Origin of the sequence: Pseudomonas sp. NFACC45 (assembly GCF_900113505.1) — a bacterium.
GTDB classification, from domain to species: Bacteria; Pseudomonadota; Gammaproteobacteria; order Pseudomonadales; family Pseudomonadaceae; genus Aquipseudomonas; species Aquipseudomonas tehranensis.
In genome coordinates this window covers 244,479-260,239 of the sequence record NZ_FOPO01000013.1, presented here as the reverse complement: position 1 = coordinate 260,239, position 15,761 = coordinate 244,479, and the positions used below count along the sequence as shown (strand labels likewise).

Annotated in this window: 17 protein-coding genes; 7 read left to right on the top strand and 10 right to left on the bottom strand. The window is 60.4% G+C overall.

Annotated elements, in window-relative coordinates:
- A partial coding sequence (locus tag BM132_RS23780; RefSeq protein ID WP_092459130.1) for an antibiotic biosynthesis monooxygenase family protein occupies positions 1-385 on the bottom strand: 385 nt, incomplete at its 3' end.
- Positions 386-477: 92 nt separating this feature from the next.
- Positions 478-1,371 (bottom strand): NAD(P)/FAD-dependent oxidoreductase, encoded by an 894-nt coding sequence (locus BM132_RS23775; RefSeq protein WP_092459128.1) that lies wholly within the window; start codon positions 1,369-1,371, stop codon positions 478-480.
- A gap of 106 nt (positions 1,372-1,477) precedes the next feature.
- On the opposite strand from BM132_RS23775, the gene BM132_RS23770 reads away from it, so the two are divergent.
- The 3 genes from BM132_RS23770 (at position 1,478) to tal (ending at position 4,432) form a co-directional block, all read left to right on the top strand.
- On the top strand, positions 1,478-2,125 hold the full coding sequence (locus tag BM132_RS23770; protein WP_092459126.1) for a TetR/AcrR family transcriptional regulator: 648 nt from the start codon (positions 1,478-1,480) through the stop codon (positions 2,123-2,125).
- A gap of 206 nt (positions 2,126-2,331) precedes the next feature.
- Positions 2,332-3,327: a tRNA dihydrouridine(20/20a) synthase DusA gene (gene dusA, locus BM132_RS23765; RefSeq protein WP_092459124.1), complete on the top strand. Its 996-nt coding sequence runs from the start codon at positions 2,332-2,334 to the stop codon at positions 3,325-3,327.
- A 178-nt stretch (positions 3,328-3,505) separates the two neighbouring features.
- Positions 3,506-4,432 carry a transaldolase gene (gene tal, locus BM132_RS23760; protein WP_092403213.1) on the top strand — a complete coding sequence of 309 codons (927 nt, stop codon included), beginning with the start codon at positions 3,506-3,508 and terminating at the stop codon, positions 4,430-4,432.
- A 260-nt stretch (positions 4,433-4,692) separates the two neighbouring features.
- On the opposite strand, the gene rssC is transcribed toward tal, so the two are convergent.
- The 3 genes from rssC to BM132_RS23745 form a co-directional block, all read right to left on the bottom strand.
- Complete coding sequence (rssC, locus tag BM132_RS23755) at positions 4,693-5,175, bottom strand: anti-sigma factor antagonist RssC (protein WP_047227232.1); 483 nt, start codon at positions 5,173-5,175, stop codon at positions 4,693-4,695.
- On the bottom strand, positions 5,175-6,356 hold the full coding sequence (rssB, locus tag BM132_RS23750; RefSeq protein WP_092403215.1) for a two-component system response regulator RssB: 1,182 nt from the start codon (positions 6,354-6,356) through the stop codon (positions 5,175-5,177). The genes rssC and rssB overlap by 1 nt, the downstream gene beginning before the upstream one ends.
- A gap of 345 nt (positions 6,357-6,701) precedes the next feature.
- A complete protein-coding gene (locus tag BM132_RS23745; protein ID WP_092403217.1) occupies positions 6,702-7,391 on the bottom strand; it encodes an MlaA family lipoprotein in 690 nt (229 codons plus the stop codon).
- 199 nt (positions 7,392-7,590) lie between these two features.
- Between BM132_RS23745 and BM132_RS23740 the strand changes: the two genes are divergently transcribed.
- Both BM132_RS23740 and BM132_RS23735 read left to right on the top strand, forming a co-directional pair.
- Complete coding sequence (locus BM132_RS23740; protein WP_092403219.1) at positions 7,591-8,211, top strand: HAD superfamily inactivated hydrolase PcrP; 621 nt, start codon at positions 7,591-7,593, stop codon at positions 8,209-8,211.
- Positions 8,212-8,320: 109 nt separating this feature from the next.
- Positions 8,321-8,584, top strand: a complete 264-nt coding sequence (locus BM132_RS23735) for a DUF4404 family protein (RefSeq protein WP_092459122.1) — start codon at positions 8,321-8,323, stop codon at positions 8,582-8,584.
- 172 nt (positions 8,585-8,756) lie between these two features.
- Here BM132_RS23735 and queF read toward each other — a convergent pair whose 3' ends face one another.
- Both queF and BM132_RS23725 read right to left on the bottom strand, forming a co-directional pair.
- Positions 8,757-9,587, bottom strand: a complete 831-nt coding sequence (gene queF / locus BM132_RS23730) for an NADPH-dependent 7-cyano-7-deazaguanine reductase QueF (RefSeq protein ID WP_092459120.1) — start codon at positions 9,585-9,587, stop codon at positions 8,757-8,759.
- 61 nt (positions 9,588-9,648) lie between these two features.
- On the bottom strand, positions 9,649-10,170 hold the full coding sequence (locus BM132_RS23725; RefSeq protein WP_092459118.1) for a copper-resistant cuproprotein CopI: 522 nt from the start codon (positions 10,168-10,170) through the stop codon (positions 9,649-9,651).
- Positions 10,171-10,321: 151 nt separating this feature from the next.
- Here BM132_RS23725 and BM132_RS23720 point away from each other — a divergent pair, with 151 nt between their 5' ends.
- Both BM132_RS23720 and BM132_RS23715 read left to right on the top strand, forming a co-directional pair.
- Positions 10,322-11,002 carry a heavy metal response regulator transcription factor gene (locus BM132_RS23720; RefSeq protein ID WP_092459115.1) on the top strand — a complete coding sequence of 227 codons (681 nt, stop codon included), beginning with the start codon at positions 10,322-10,324 and terminating at the stop codon, positions 11,000-11,002.
- Positions 10,999-12,369, top strand: a complete 1,371-nt coding sequence (locus BM132_RS23715) for a heavy metal sensor histidine kinase (RefSeq protein WP_092459113.1) — start codon at positions 10,999-11,001, stop codon at positions 12,367-12,369. The genes BM132_RS23720 and BM132_RS23715 overlap by 4 nt, the downstream gene beginning before the upstream one ends.
- Positions 12,370-12,469: 100 nt before the next feature.
- Here the strand turns inward: BM132_RS23715 and BM132_RS23710 are convergent, their stop codons facing one another.
- The 3 genes from BM132_RS23710 to BM132_RS23700 all read right to left on the bottom strand — a co-directional run bounded on the left by BM132_RS23710 (position 12,470) and on the right by BM132_RS23700 (position 15,719).
- Complete coding sequence (locus tag BM132_RS23710) at positions 12,470-13,714, bottom strand: lipoprotein-releasing ABC transporter permease subunit (RefSeq protein WP_092459111.1); 1,245 nt, start codon at positions 13,712-13,714, stop codon at positions 12,470-12,472.
- A gap of 63 nt (positions 13,715-13,777) precedes the next feature.
- On the bottom strand, positions 13,778-14,461 hold the full coding sequence (lolD, locus tag BM132_RS23705; RefSeq protein WP_162843734.1) for a lipoprotein-releasing ABC transporter ATP-binding protein LolD: 684 nt from the start codon (positions 14,459-14,461) through the stop codon (positions 13,778-13,780).
- A gap of 7 nt (positions 14,462-14,468) precedes the next feature.
- Positions 14,469-15,719, bottom strand: a complete 1,251-nt coding sequence (locus BM132_RS23700; protein ID WP_092459109.1) for a lipoprotein-releasing ABC transporter permease subunit — start codon at positions 15,717-15,719, stop codon at positions 14,469-14,471.
- Positions 15,720-15,761: the final 42 nt, after the last annotated feature.

The following is a 15,761-nucleotide window of genomic DNA, read 5'->3' as shown; positions in this document are numbered from 1 at the left end:
CCGTGCAAAAGCCGGGGACGGCGACCTTCTGGAACAGGTGCGGGCTGCCTACGACGGATGATGGATAGGCCGAAAGCTTCGCGACGAACTCAGGATGGGTGAGGCCGGCGCGGACCGTCTCGGTGGATTCCCACACCACATAGTTCAGGTAAGTCGGGCTATCGCCGATCGCTCGATGCAGTTGCATGGAAATGAAGCCCGGTTGCTTCGTTATGATCTCGGCAGCCGCCTTGAAAGCATCCAGGAAGCCCGCTTCGTCGGCGTAATCGAGCGTGAAGAGGTTAATGAGCACGACTGGCGCGGCCGCGATGCCGAGTTGGCGCTCAAGCGGGAATTTATCGTCTAGCGGTTTGAATTTACGGTCTTGCGGCTTTTGGTCGGCCATGGTGGGTGCTCCCGTCTAGTGTGAAGTTGAAACCCGCGTGATCAATGCTGCTTCGAAGCGACCTTTAGAAGCCTGCGACAACCGAAGTGCCCTCAAACCAGCATCGACTGCTGGGCGGAGATGCCCGCCGTCGCGCCTTGCCATGATGCCGTGGTAACCGAGGGCATTGCGGGGTTGGCGAGGTCGCCGGCGGCGTAGATGCCGGGCACGCTGGTTTCGCGGCGCTCGTCGACCTTGAGGACGATGCCCTGGGGCGTATCGACCGTGGCGAGACCCAGCGATTCATGCAGGCGTGCGGACGGCTTGTTGCGCGGATGCGCAAACAGGATGTCGACCGCGACAGAGGGGCCGGCGTCGAGCCTGACGGTGGCGTTATGGCTCTCGTCATGGTCGATTTCGGTGACCCGGCCATCGACGACAGGGATGCCACGGCGCGCCAGATCGGCTCGGATGTCGGGTGGAATGTCGTGACCATTGGCGAAGACCGTCAACGTGTCAGTCCAATCGTGGTACAGCCTGACGTAGTTGTGCGACATTGGGCCGGACCAGACGAGACCCCAATGCCGGCCGGCAACTTCAAAGCCGTCGCAATAGGGGCAAGGCACGATTGAGGAGCCCCAGCCTTCGGCAAAGCCGGGAACTTCAGGCATCTGGTCGGCGACGCCATAGCTCAGGATCAGGCGGCGCGCCCTGAGGGTTTCGCCCTCACCCGTGAGGACGGAAAAATCGTCGATGGCGCCGGAGACGCTCTCGGCCCGGGCAGCGACCAGCCTGACCGTAGGATAGCGCGCCAGCTGCTCCCGCGCCTCGGCCAGGATCTCCAGCGGTGGCTTGTGGTCGTGGCCGAGCAGTCCATGCGAGTGGTCGGCGAAGCGATTGCGCGGCAGGCCGGTATCGAGAACGGTGACCTTTCGGCGGGCACGGCCAAGCTGCAGGGCGGCGGCAAGCCCGGCAAAGCTGCCGCCGATGATGATGACGTCATTCATGGTGATGGGCTCCGTGTATGGGTGGAGGAGATAGGCTTGCAGCTTTTAGATACTTTTAAGTACCATAATTCACGAATTAGAATACTGTCAAGTACTGTAATTTTTTATGACCGAAAACAGCCAGGCCCGCCGCGGCCGGCCCGCCAACGAGGCGCTTGGCCAAACGATAGTCGACGCCGCAGGCGAACTTTTTGTGGAATTGGGTTTTCAAGCGACGACAATGGACAAGGTCGCCCAGCGGGCGAAGATATCCAAGCTAAGCATCTATCGGCACTTCGAGAACAAGGAGGCGCTGTTCAGTGCGGCCATTGCGGCCCACTGTCATCAGTTTGCACCGCAGGCCCTTATTGAAGGCGTCGGCGGTTCGGCGGCAGATCAGCTCATGGCGGTGGGAACATCCCTGCTTCGCACGTTGTTGAGCCCCGACGTGCGCAGTGTCGAAGCCATGATCATGGCCGACAAGACGAATCAAAAGTCGTTAAGCAAGCGCCAATACGAAGCCGGCCCCGCCTATGTCATTGCCCAGATCGAGGCACTGTTGCGTCAGTTGCACGCGAAGGCGGTTCTGAACGTGCCCGATCCTCTCCAGTCCGCCCGCTTGTTTGCCGCGCTTTTCAAAGGATCCGATCTCCTGATGATCGCGCGCTTCGATGAGGCAAGAGCAGAGGACGACGACGAAATCGAATCCTATTGCCGGGCGGCCGTCACCATGTTCATCGCCGCGCACGGTGGCAACAACCACGCGGGCGGATAAGAGGAAAAAAGGGGATTTATTTACCGTCCCTGCGACGGCATGCAATCCCAACACAGCAACCAGCCCCCCCTAAGATTCCCGACTAAAACCGGGAATCTCTGACCCTGCTGGGAAATTCAACTCTCTCACCAATCTAGCCCCGCCAGCCTTACCCTATCCCATTCCTGATAAACTCCCCGCCTCTGCCCTACCCATTCAGATTCCCAATGCCCTTAATCACAACCGCCCCCCAATCACTCTCCCGCCGCTTCAGCGTGGCCCCGATGATGGACTGGACTGACCCCCACTGCAGGTTCTTCCTACGCATCCTCTCCAAACACGCCCTGCTCTACACCGAGATGGTCACCACGGGCGCGTTGCTCAACGGTGATCACGAGCGCTTCCTGCGCCACCATGAAGCCGAGCATCCCCTGGCGCTTCAGCTCGGTGGCAGTGTCCCGGCTGATTTGGCTGCATGCGCGCGGATGGCTCAGGCGCATGACTATGATGAGGTCAATCTCAACGTCGGCTGCCCAAGCGATCGTGTGCAGAACAACATGATCGGCGCATGCCTGATGGGGCATCCCGAGCTGGTGGCTGATTGTGTGAAGGCGATGCGTGATGCGGTGTCGATTCCGGTGACGGTCAAGCATCGGATCGGGATCAACGGGCGGGACAGTTACGAGCAGTTGTGTGAGTTCGTCGGGACGGTGCGTGACGCCGGGTGTACGAGTTTTACCGTGCATGCGCGGATTGCGATTCTGGAGGGGCTGTCGCCCAAGGAGAATCGTGACATCCCGCCGCTGCGCTATGACGTGGCGGCGCGGTTGAAAGCGGATTTCCCGGAGTTGGAAATTGTGCTTAACGGCGGGATCAAGACGCTGGAAGCCTGCCATGAGCATTTGCAGACATTCGATGGTGTGATGCTGGGGCGCGAGGCGTATCACAACCCGTATCTGCTGGCCGAGGTGGATCAACAACTGTTTGGCAGCAGCGCGCCTGTCATCACCCGCGCCGAGGCGTTGGCGCAGTTGCGACCTTACATCGCCAATCATCTGGCCGCCGGTGGGGCGATGCATCACATCACCCGCCACGTGCTGGGGCTGGGCACCGGTTTTCCGGGGGCACGGCGGTTTCGGCAGTTGTTGTCGGTGGATATCCACAAAACCAAGGACCCGCTGGCGTTGCTGGATCAGGCGGCGGGCATGCTGGAAGGCCGCTGACCGTCACTTGCTTTGAACCTGAGTCCTGTTTTGGCATCGTATCTATCGATACCCGCCCCGGCCTTTCAAACAGCCGTTTTCAGGTTGTTGCCGCTGGGGCCATCGATCCTCCTTCACGCCCTTGAGTGGCTGCCGGCCCTCGGGTAATGTCAACAGACCCATAGGACAGAGCACGCTCATGACTTCCAAGCTGGAACAACTCAAACAATTCACTACCGTAGTGGCCGATACCGGCGACTTCGAAGCCATCGCCCGCGTTAAACCCGTGGATGCCACCACCAACCCTTCCCTGCTGCTCAAGGCCTCGGCCATACAGGGCTACGCCGAGCTGCTGAACGCTTGTGTGGCGGATTGCAAGGGCGATGTGGGCCTGGCCAGCGACCGCTTCGGCGTGGCGGTCGGGCAAGAGATTCTCAAGGTGATTCCGGGGCGTATTTCCACTGAAGTGGATGCGCGCCTGTCGTTCGATACCGAGGCCATGTTGAAACGTGCGCATCGCCTGATCGACCTGTACGAAAAGGCCGGCGTTGGCCGCGATCGCGTGCTGATCAAGATCGCGTCCACCTGGGAAGGTATTCGCGCCGCCGAGCAGCTGGAGCGTGAAGGCATCCAGTGCAACCTGACGCTGCTGTTCTCCTTCGCCCAGGCCGCGGCCTGTGCCGATGCCGGCGTGTTCCTGATTTCGCCCTTCGTAGGCCGCATCTACGACTGGTACAAGAAGGCCAATGGCAACGACTACACCGGCGCCGATGATCCGGGCGTGCAGTCGGTGACGCGCATCTACAACTACTACAAGGCCAATGACTACAAAACCGTGGTCATGGGCGCCAGCTTCCGCAACCTCAACCAGATCGAGCAATTGGCCGGCTGCGACCGTTTGACGGTCAGCCCGGAACTGTTGGAGAAACTGGCCGCCGACGAGGGCAAACTGGAACGTAAACTGGCGCCTGGGCAAGCCGGTGAAGCGCGCTTGAGTCTCAATGAAGCGCAGTTCCGCTGGTTGTCCAACGAGGACGCCATGGCGACTGAGAAACTGGCTGAAGGCATTCGTCAGTTCGCTCGGGACCAGGAGAAGCTTGAGGCGTTGCTGCAAGCCAAGCTTTGAGGTGATTCAAAGGTAATGCAAAAGGGCGAACCTTGATGGGTTCGCCCTTTTTTATAGGCTTGGGAAGGTGGCGGCTGGCCGGGCGTCATCGCGAGCAGGCTCGCTCCCACAATGGATCGATGGTGTTCTTCGATTTTGTGCTCAGAACCCAACCCCCTGTGGGAGATTTGGGCAGATTCAGATATCGTGATCAATGCGTGGCCTTGTGGGAGCGAGCCTGCTCGCGATGACGCCCGTTCAGTCGACGCAAAACCTATGAATCAGGGCCGCTCCAGCGCACTCACCAGGTCATGGAACGCTTCACGATTGGAATCGTTCAGCCCCATGAGGATCTTATGGGCTTCGAGCACCTTGATCCGCACTTCCTCTTCCGATTGATCCTGATCGGGTAGATCGTCCAGGCACTCAGGGCATGGCACGGGATCGCCGACAATATTGAATACCTGGTCGAAGCCCATCGATTGCAGCAACCGGGTGATGTCGTTGTGGGTGGTGACCACGGTCGGCAGCAGGCCGACCTTTTGCCGCGACAGGATCGACAGCTTGGCCAGCAGGCCCAGGGTGGTGCTGTCGATGCTGCGGGTTTCGGTCAGGTCGATCACGATGGCGTTGAAGTTCAACGCGGTGAAGATCCGCTCAATAGTCGCATCCAGCGCCGAACAGAGGGTCAGGCGCACTTCACCGACAAACTTCAGGACAAAGGTGCCGTCCTGCTCGGCGAACTGGATTCTACCGGTACTCATCAAAGATTCCTGCTCAACACTAACAGGGCGATATCATCCGGCATCTCCCCTAGCGTGGCTAATCCAAACACTTGACGCAAGCCTTCCAGGCTGCCGCCCGCTGCGCTTACCCGTTCAGGCAAGGCCGCTTCTTTCTCTTTGAGTGTAGGTTCTGACAAAAGGTCCAGAATGCCATCGGACATCAGCGTCAGGCTGAAGGTCGAGGGCAGTTCCAGCACGTGGTCTTCGTAGGTGGCCTCGTTGAACAGGCCCACCGGCAAACCGCGCCCTTCCAGGTAACGAACACTGTCTGGCGTATACAACACAGGCAACGGCAGATGACCGCCGATGCTATAGGTCAACAAACCCGTCTCCTCGTCGATGACCCCACCGACCATCGTGACATGTTTGCCCAGCTTACAACTGATCAGGCCCCGGTTGATATGACCAAGGACTTCTGAAGGCTTGAACTCAGGCAACGTGCCGTTGCGCTTGGATTCGAACAGCAGGCGCGTGGTCATGAACTTCAATAGGACCGTCACGAATGCTGACGACGCGCCATGGCCGGAAACGTCCGCCAGGTAGAACGCCACTCGACGTTCATCGACCCGGAAATAGTCGACAAAATCCCCCGACAGATACAAAGACGGGATGATCTGGTGGGCAAACCGGAAATCGTCGACGGTCCAGGGACTGACCGGCAACATGTTCATCTGCACCTGGCGGCCGGCGTTCTGGTCTTCCTGCAACAGGTTCAGGCTGGCTTCCAGCTCGCGGTTGGCGGTTTCCAGCTTCTCGCGATAACGCTGGTTCTCCACCAACAGGCGCGAACGGTCCAGGGCCCGGCGCACCGAGTGCTCGAGCACGGCCAGGTCTTCCAGGGGCTTGATCAGGTAATCGGCCGCGCCCAGGCGTAACGCCTCGACCGCGTCATTCATCACGCCCGCGCCCGAAACCACGATGACCGGGGTCTGCGAGGAAAGCTCGGTGACCTGGCGAATGAGTTCGAGTCCGCCCATCTGCGGCATGCGCAGGTCGCAGATGACCAGGTCGGGCTTGTCTTGCTCGAATACCTGAAGACCCTGTTGACCGTTGCTGGCCTGCAGGACGCTGAAACCACTGTCTTCCAAGTAGGCTGCGAGGCTGGCTCGCACCACTTCGTCATCATCGATTATCAGCAGCGTGGCACTGGTTTTTGGCATGTGGGCAAACGGCGCCAGAATTAGGTTGGCGTAGCGGGCTGGGCAACTGGGCCTGGCGCTGGCTACTGGATTCGCTTTCTAGCCTCTCTGTCGCACCGCACGCAGGTCCTTGTCCTACACACAGTTACATCAGAGGTGCCCTTCTAAGGCGCAGACGGTACTCCCATCCGCGGGGCGTTTCAAGCTCATGCAGATAGCCGCTTGCCGTCTTGGTTTGTCAAAGTACAGAGAGTTATAAGAACCGGGCGAAGCGTAACTCAATGGAAGGTTGGATCCCTGCTTAAACAGTGCCTCAAAACAAAGAAGGCGGCCCTGAGGCCGCCTTCCTGGGGTTACCGGGCGAAGTTAAAAATCATCTTCGACCTGGCCATCCTTGACCTTGAATTCACGGTTTTGCAGGAAGGCGTTGCGGATAAACACGTACTTGTCGCCACTCACCAGTTTTTCGGCGGACAACAAACTGGCGCGGGTATCGACGATGTTGAGGCCGAAGATCGAGTTACGCACCGAGACGTTGTCGATGTAACGATAGGGGGCCGCGTAGTTATCGACGAACTTGGCCGGCGCGTCACGCAGGGTGCTTGGCCCCAGCAGTGGCAGCATGACGTACGGGCCACTGCCCACGCCCCAGTAACCCAGGGTCTGGCCGAAATCTTCATCGCTACGTTGCAGGCCCATCCGGGTACCCACGTCGAAGAACCCCAACAGGCCGAAGGTGGTGTTGAAGATCAACCGCGCCGTGTCGACCCCTGCAGCAGCCGGCTTGGCCTGCAATACATTGTTGGCCAGATTGCCCACGTCGCCGATGTTGCGGAACATATTGTGGATGCCGTCTTCGAGAAATTGCGGCGTCACGTACTGATAACCCTGGGCCAGCGGCTTGAGCGCGTAGGTATCAACGGTGTCGTTGAAGGTAAAGATCGGGCGGTTGATGCTTTCCCAAGGATCGTCTTCCGTTGCGGCCTGGGCGGCGAAGGGGACTAGCAGGACGCAGGCAGACACACACAGCTGAGCTAGACAATGGCTCCAGCGCATAGGGAAAACTCCTTGGATTATTCAGGCAAGGGCGCCGAGCCCAGGCGGTAAGGGGGCTAGTATAAAGCGGAACGCTTGGATAGACAGCACTGAAAGAGAAGCTGCTCGTAGGATTTTTCCGCACCCGGCGCCTTCATTTCACTGTCATTGGACTGTCATTGAGGCACGTTAGGCTGCGGGATATTTCAAGGACGTTCCCATGCCCCGCGCCGAAACCCTGCCCTTACCCGCTCCCAGCCTGACCGCCGTACTGTTTGGCTTGAGCGGTTGTCTGGTGGATTTCGGGGCAAGGGCGCGACAGTCAGGAGCAGTGCCAACCGAGCATTCGCAGCCAACCCCCGGCGCCCTCGAAAGCCTGCGCCTTCTGCAGCTTCAGGAGATTCCCTGCGCCTGGCTCGACGAACTGCCCCCCGCCGTCAGTCATAGCCTGGCAGCTTCGTTACCGGCGTGGATCAAATCGCCGCAACTTCCAGCAACAAATTATCCGTGGCCGGCCCCGCATGCCTGCTGGCAGGCCTTGATGGCGTTGAACGTCCAGCAATTGGACGGTTGCGTGCTGGTCAGCGGCGAGCCTCGCTTGTTGCAGTCGGGGCTCAATGCCGGCTTGTGGACCATCGGGCTGGCGTCCTGCGGCTCGCTGTGTGGCCTGGCGCCGAACGAATGGCAGATCCTGAGCCAACAGGAACGCGAGACCAAGCGCGCCAGGGCCACCGTGCAGTTGTTCGGTCTGGGGGTGCATTCGGTGATCGATCATCTGGGTGAACTCGACACCTGCCTGGCGGATATCAGCCTGCGTCGGCTCAAAGGTGAAAAGCCCTGACCGAGATCATGCAGGGTGCACGAGGGTAGATTACTCTTAAGGCAAGCCACGGACTTTTGACGCACCGTCGCGGTCCATGGCTGTGCCTATCAATAAAGGGAGTACGCCAATGCCTGCCCGCGAATTGCAGAAACAACTTGATGAACTGCGCGAGCAATTGGAACAGAACCCGCCGCTTTCGGGGCCTGAGCGCGAGAATCTGCATCACCTGATGATTCAGCTCGAAGCCGAAATCGAACTGGATAACAAGCTGCAGAACAATGACCTGGTCGATGGCGTGAACCTGGCCGTCGAACGCTTCGAACTGGATCACCCCGCCATTGCCGGGACTTTGCGCAACATCGTGCAAGCCTTGGGCAATATGGGAATCTGAACCCGCCGGATGCAAAAAAGCCCCGCTATCAACAGCGGGGCTTTTCAGTTTCAACGATATGAAATCCACTCTCCTGTGGGAGCGAGCCTGCTCGCGATAGCGGTGCGTCAGTCAACACCACTGACGGATGTGCCAACCTCATCGCGAGCAGGCTCGCTCCCACATTGGATATCTATTGCCGGACCAGGCGATGGTTCGGCAGTTGTACCTCTTCGGTACTGCGATACGGGTTGATGTCCAGCCCACCGCGCCGCACATAGCGCGCATACACCGTCAATTTTTCCGGTTTGAGCAATCGCTGCAGGTCGAGAAAGATCCGTTCCACGCACTGCTCGTGGAAATCCGAATGCTGGCGGAAGCTGACGATGTAGGCCAACAGGCAGGCAGGGTCCAGCGCCGCACCGCGATATTGCACCGCCACGCTGCCCCAGTCTGGCTGGCTGGTGACCGGGCAATTGGATTTGAGCAGATGACTGTGCAGACTTTCCTCCACGATGCGCGACTCGTCGCAGCGCAGCAGCTCCGGGCGCGGATGCGCGTAGGAGTCGACGCTGATGTCCAGGTCATCGATGCATACGCCGGGCAGCGCCACGACACCTTCACTTTCCACCTCTTTCAGGCTGCGGATCCGCACGCCCACCGGTTTACCGGCGGCCGCCGACAGGTCCTGGCGCAGGGTCGCTTCCAGGCTCGCGGTATCAGCGAAGGGCGTCTGGTTCAGCGAGTTGAGGTACAGCTTGAAAGATTTGGATTCGATGATGTTCGGCGAGTCCGCCGCGATTGCGAATTCGCCAATGGCCACCACCGGTTTGCCGGACGGCAGCAGCCACGACAGCTCGAAACAGTTCCAGAAATCCACACCCTTGTATGGCAGGGTCTCGGCCGTCAGGCCCAGTTCCGCCCATTTCGCGGTGCGCGGGATCGGAAACAGCAGTGACGGCGTGTACGTGGCGATGTATTCGCTGGATTTGCCCAGCGGCGAATGTTCGGCTGCGGGATGCATGACGGAAACCTGACTGAAGAATCAGCCGATTCTATCAGCCTTTGCCCCAGCCTTTGAGTGCTTACTGACTGACTGTCAGATTGCCTTTCATACCGGCCTGGTAATGGCCGGGCACATTACAGGCGAATTCCAGGCGCATGGCTTTGTTGAAGGTCCAGGTCAACTCGGCGGTTTTGCCCGGTTCCACCAACACGCTGTTGGGGTCTTCGTGGCGCATACCGGCCTGGCCGTGTCCCATTGAGCCATGGTTCATCCCTGGTTTCATTGCGGTCGGGGTCAACTGCCCGTTCTGTTGCATCTTGAGCATTTGCTGCTGATGTTCGGCGTGCATCGCGGTATTGCCCAGGTTGAACTCATGCAACAACTGACCGTTATTGATCAGTACAAACCGAACGGTCTCCCCAGCCTTGATATCAAGCGCACCGGGATCGAACGTCATGTCCCCCATCACCACATCGATGCTGCGAGTGGCCTTGGCCGCCGATGCAGGCTGGCCGAAATCAAAATGGCCCGGTGACGCCCACGTGGGCGTACTGAGCACCAGTGCAAAGGCGGCCAGGATCAAGCGGTTTGCCATTAACATGTCCATACTCCTGTGGGATTGAGCTTGGGGGAACTCTATCCCTGTACACCTGCCAATCGGCTGACGGCTCGATTACAACTTTGTCAGGTAGCGCCACGGCCCCGCCCGACGCGGTATAACGCCCTCGTTCCAACAACGCCTTGAGCTGCCCATGAAACTGCTGATCGTCGAAGACCAAACCAAAACCGGCCAATACCTGCGCCAGGGCCTGACCGAAGCGGGGTTCAACGCCGATCTGGTGGCCGATGGCATTACTGGTCAGCAATTGGCCTTGAGCGGCGAATACGCCTTGCTGATCCTCGATGTGATGCTACCCGGCCGCGATGGCTGGCAGATTCTGCAGGCCGTGCGCGGGGCCGGCCTGGATACACCGGTGCTGTTTCTCACCGCGCGGGATGCGGTTCAGGATCGCGTGCATGGCCTGGAGTTGGGCGCCGACGATTACCTGGTCAAACCCTTTGCCTTTTCCGAACTGCTGGCACGAGTCCGCAGCCTGTTGCGCCGGGGTAGCTCGGCACCCCAGGAAACCAGCCTGCGACTGGCAGACCTGCGCCTGGACCTGATCCGCCGCCGCGTCGAACGTAGCGGCCGGCGCATCGACCTGACGGCCAAGGAGTTCGCGTTGCTGGAGCTGCTCCTGCGTCGCCAGGGCGAGGTCCTGCCCAAATCCCTGATTGCTTCCCAGGTCTGGGATATGAATTTCGACAGCGACACCAACGTCATCGAAGTCGCGATACGGCGCCTGCGAATCAAGATCGACGATGACTTCCCCAGCAAGCTGATCCACACCGTGCGGGGCATGGGGTATGTGCTTGAAGAGCGCAGCCTGTGAGGGGGCGTTGGTCGCTGAGCAGCCGGCTGGCGCTGCTGTTCGCCGCCTGCACCGCCGTGGTGTCCCTGTTTGCCGGCGTGCTGTTCAGCCGTGGCAGCGAGGCGCACTTCATCGAGCTGGATCAGCAACTGCTCGAAGGCAAACTGATCGGCCTGCGTCGCGCCCTGCAAGGTCTTGATGCCGAGCAAACCCAAAGCCGTCTGGCAGATGAGCTCAGTCGCCAGGCCGACCTGGCCTTGCGCATCAAGGATCGCGATGGCGTGCGCTGGTACGACAGTTCGCTGCGGATTCCGGCGCAATTGCCGGAGCGTCCCGGCCTGTCCACCCTCAGCGATGCCGACACTGACTACCGGGTATTGAACGCGCCGTTGTACCCCGAGCACGCGGACTCGCCGCAACTGACGCTGCTGCTGGACATCACCCACCACCAGCACTTCCTGCAACGCATGCAACGCCTGATCTGGCTGACAGTCGGCCTCTCGGCCCTGGCTACCGCCCTGCTCGGCGCCTGGGCCGCCCGGCGCGGCTTGCGCCCGTTGCGGCGCATGGGGGCCATCGCCGGCAGCGTCTCCGCCCGTTCGCTCAATGCCCGCCTGCCGGAAGAACACATGCCCGCCGAACTGGCGGAACTGGCCCACAGCATCAACGACATGCTGCGACGTCTCGATGATGCGTTTCAGCGGCTCTCGGCGTTCTCTGCCGACATCGCTCATGAATTGCGCACCCCGTTATCGAACCTGTTGACCCACACCCAGGTGACCCTCACCCGCGAACGCTCGCTGGAAGACTATCGCGAAGCGTTGCACAGCAACCTTGAAGAGCTGCAATGGATGGCGCAGTTGGTCAACGACATGCTCTACCTGGCCAAGGCTGACCACGGCTTGCTGGCACCCAGCCGCGAACCGCTGGAACTGGCTCAGGAAGTGGATCTGCTGCTGGAGTTTTTCGCCCCGCTGGCCGAAGACGCCCACGTGCGCTTGAGCCGTGAAGGCAACGGCCGCATCGAGGGCGACCGCAGCATGTTGCGCCGAGCCCTTTCCAACTTGCTGGACAATGCTTTGCGCTTCACGCCTAACGGTGGCGAAGTACGGGTACATATTGTCGAGGACGTTGGGCAGGTGCAGGTGAATATGGAGAACAGCGGTGACGGGATTTCAGCGGATTTGCTGCCGCGTTTGTTCGACCGCTTCTATCGCGCCGACCCGGCCCGCCAGGAAGGCAGCAGTGAACACGCTGGATTGGGACTGGCCATCACCCGCTCCATCGTCCGCGCCCACGGCGGGCAGATCCGCTGCGAATCCGCCGATGGCTGGACGCGGTTTTTGATTGAGTTGCCGAAGGGGGACAGCACCCCATATGCCCCGTAGGAGCTGCCGCAGGCTGCGATCTTTTCCTATTGCATGAATCTCAAGAGGAAGATCAAAAGATCGCAGCCTGCGGCAGCTCCTACGGATGTAGCCTGCAGCCTCAGGAATACCGCAACGCCTGTGCCGGCTCGACCTTCGCCGCACGCCAGGCCGGGTAAACCGTGGCGAGGAAGCTGAGGATGAACCCGGCCGAGCAGATCAGCACCACATCACCGCGTTGAAGCTCCGAAGGCAGATTGCTGACGAAATACACGTCGGAACTGAAAATATGCTGGCCAGTGACCCTTTCGAACCAACCCACTAAATCACTGACGTTCAGCGCCGCAATCACCCCCAGCACGCCGCCGATCAGCGTGCCGACCACACCAATCACCGTGCCCTGGACCATGAAGATCGCCATGATCTGCCGCGGCGTAGCGCCGATGGTGCGCAGGATCGCGATATCCGCGCCCTTATCGTTCACCACCATGATCAGGGTCGCGATGATGTTGAATGCCGCCACCGCGACAATCATCAACAACAGCAGGCCGATCATGGTTTTTTCCATCTTCATGGCACTGAACAGGCTGCCCTGGGTGTGGGTCCAGTCGTCGGCCTTGTAGGCCGTACCGAGGCCCGTGGCGATGTCGGCGGACACTTGCGGCGCGGCGTACAGGTCCTTGACCGCCAGGCGCACGCTTTGCACCTGATTCGGCTGCCAATGCTGCATTTGCGCGGCGTCGGCCACGTGGATCAGCGCCATGGAGCCGTCCAGCTCGGCGCCTACCTTGAATACGCCGACCACATTCAAACGCTGCATCCGCGGGGTGATGCCACCCGGCGCGGTGCTGATTTCCGGCACGATCAGGGTCAATTTGTCCCCGACGTTCAGCCGGAAGCGTCGGGCGGTGATTTCACCGATCACCACGCCAAACTCGCCCGGTTTCAAGGCATCGAGGCGCCCCTGGACAATATGCTGGGCGACGATGGACACCTTGCCTTCCTGGGCCGGGTCGATACCGCTGATCTGGATCGGCTGCATCGCGCCTTTATGGCTGAGCATGCCTTCCATTTCAGTGAACGGCACGGCGGCGATCACCTCGGGGTTTTTCAGCGCCGCAGCGGCCACCGGTTGCCAGTCGTCGATCGGCTTGACACCGACGATGGTGGCGTGGGGCACCATACCGAGGATGCGCGAGCTCATTTCGCGCTGGAAGCCGTTCATCACCGACAACACCACGATCATCGCCAGCACCCCCAGGGCGAGGCCGATCATCGAGGTCATGGAGATGAACGAAACAAAGCGATTGCGGCGCTTGGCGCGGGTATAGCGCGTGCCGATGAAGATCGATAACGGTCTGAACATTCGCGGGGCACCGTATAAAAATAAAAGACCCGGCGCTTGCAGCAAGCGCCGGGTTTCGGTCGGTCAAATGGGCGTCAGGCAACCTTCCTGCAAGTGCAGGACGCGGTCCATCTGCCGGGCCAGGTTCATGTCGTGGGTCACCACCAGGAACGCGGTGCGCATCGACGTGCTGAGCTCCAGCATCAAATCCTGGATGCCTTGGGCGGTGTGGGAGTCGAGGTTGCCGGTGGGTTCGTCGAGCATCACCAGCCCAGGCTTGTTGACCAGAGCCCGGGCAATCGCCACGCGCTGGCGCTCGCCACCGGACAGCTCGGCCGGCTTGTGCTCCAGGCGATGACCCAGCCCTACCCGCTCCAGCAACGCCGTGGCGCGCTGACGGGCTTCAGGAATCGCCGTGCGGCCGATCAACAGCGGCATGCAGACGTTTTCCAGTGCAGTGAACTCGGGCAACAAATGGTGGAACTGGTAAACGAAACCCAGGGAACGGTTGCGCAGCAGGCCACGTGCCTTCTCATTCAGCGCCGAGAGCTCTTCGCCGGCCAACCAGACACTGCCGGCCGTCGGCGTATCGAGGCCGCCCAGCAGGTTGAGCAAGGTGCTTTTACCCGACCCGGAGGTGCCGACAATCGCCACGCGCTCGCCCGGATGCAGCTCCAACTGCAAGCCCGACAACACCACCACCGACTCCGGCCCCTCCTCGTAGGATTTGCCCAGGTTACGGCAGCTCAAGATTGCTTTTTCACTCATACCCGACTCACTCATAACGTAACGCCTCCGCCGGCTGGGTGCGCGCGGCACGCCAGGCTGGATACAGGGTGGCGAGAAAACTCAGGACCAACGCGGCGCCGCAGACCATCAACACATCGTCTGTCTGCAACTGCGACGGCAGGTAGTCGATGAAGTACACGTCGGCGTTGAGAAACTTGTGCCCGATCAGGCCTTCGAGGGCGGCAATCGCGGCGCTGACGTTGAGCGCGGCAAACATGCCGACCAAGGCACCGACGAGGGTGCCGATCACGCCAATGACCGTGCCCTGGACCATGAAGATCCGCATGATCTGCCCCGGCGTGGCGCCGAGGGTACGCAGGATGGCGATGTCGCCCTTCTTGTCGTTCACCACCATCACCAGGGTGGAGATGATGTTGAATGCCGCCACGGCGACGATCAGCAGCAACAACAGGCCGATCATGGCTTTTTCCATGCGAATCGCCTGGTACAGATTGCCGTGGGTGCGCGTCCAGTCCCGGGCGTAGTAACGGTCTTCGCCCAGTTGCTGGGCGATGGTCCAGGCAACCCGCGGCGCCTGGAACAGGTCGTCGAACTTCAACCGCAAGCCCTGAACCTGGTCCGGCTTCCAGCGATGCAGGCGAGCCAGGTCCTGAAGGTTGGTCACGCCCAGGTAACCGTCCAGCTCGCCGGCGCCGACATGGAAGATGCCGACCACGGTAAAGCGTTTCATACGCGGGAACATACCGCCCGGGGTCACGGTGACCTCCGGTGCCACGAAGGTCAGCTTGTCGCCGATGGCGGCGCCGAGCTTGGCCGCAGCCTTGTCGCCGATGACGATGCCAAAGCTGCCGGGCGCCAGGTCGTCGAGTTTGCCCTGCTGCATGAAGTTGTCGATGATCGACACCTGCCGCTCAAGCCCGGGGTCAATGCCATTGAGCAAGACCTTGGAAACCTTGCCGTTGTTGGTCAGCAGCCCCTGCATCTGGGTGAACGGCGCAACCGCCAGCACCTGCGGGTTCTGCTTGACCTTGGCGGCCAGGCTCGGCCAGTCGCTGATGGCTTCGCCGGTTTCAAGCGTTGCGTGGGGCACCATGCCCAGCACGCGAGTGCGCATTTCATGGTCGAAGCCGTTCATCACCGACAGCACGACGATCATCACGACCACGCCAAGGGCCAGTCCGATGATTGAAGTCAGGGAAATGAACGATACGAAATGATTGCGACGTTTTGCACGGGTATAACGCGTGCCGATAAATACGAAGAGAGGTCTGAACATGTCGGGGCTTGTTCGGAGGGAAAAGGAACGTCCTTGTGGCGG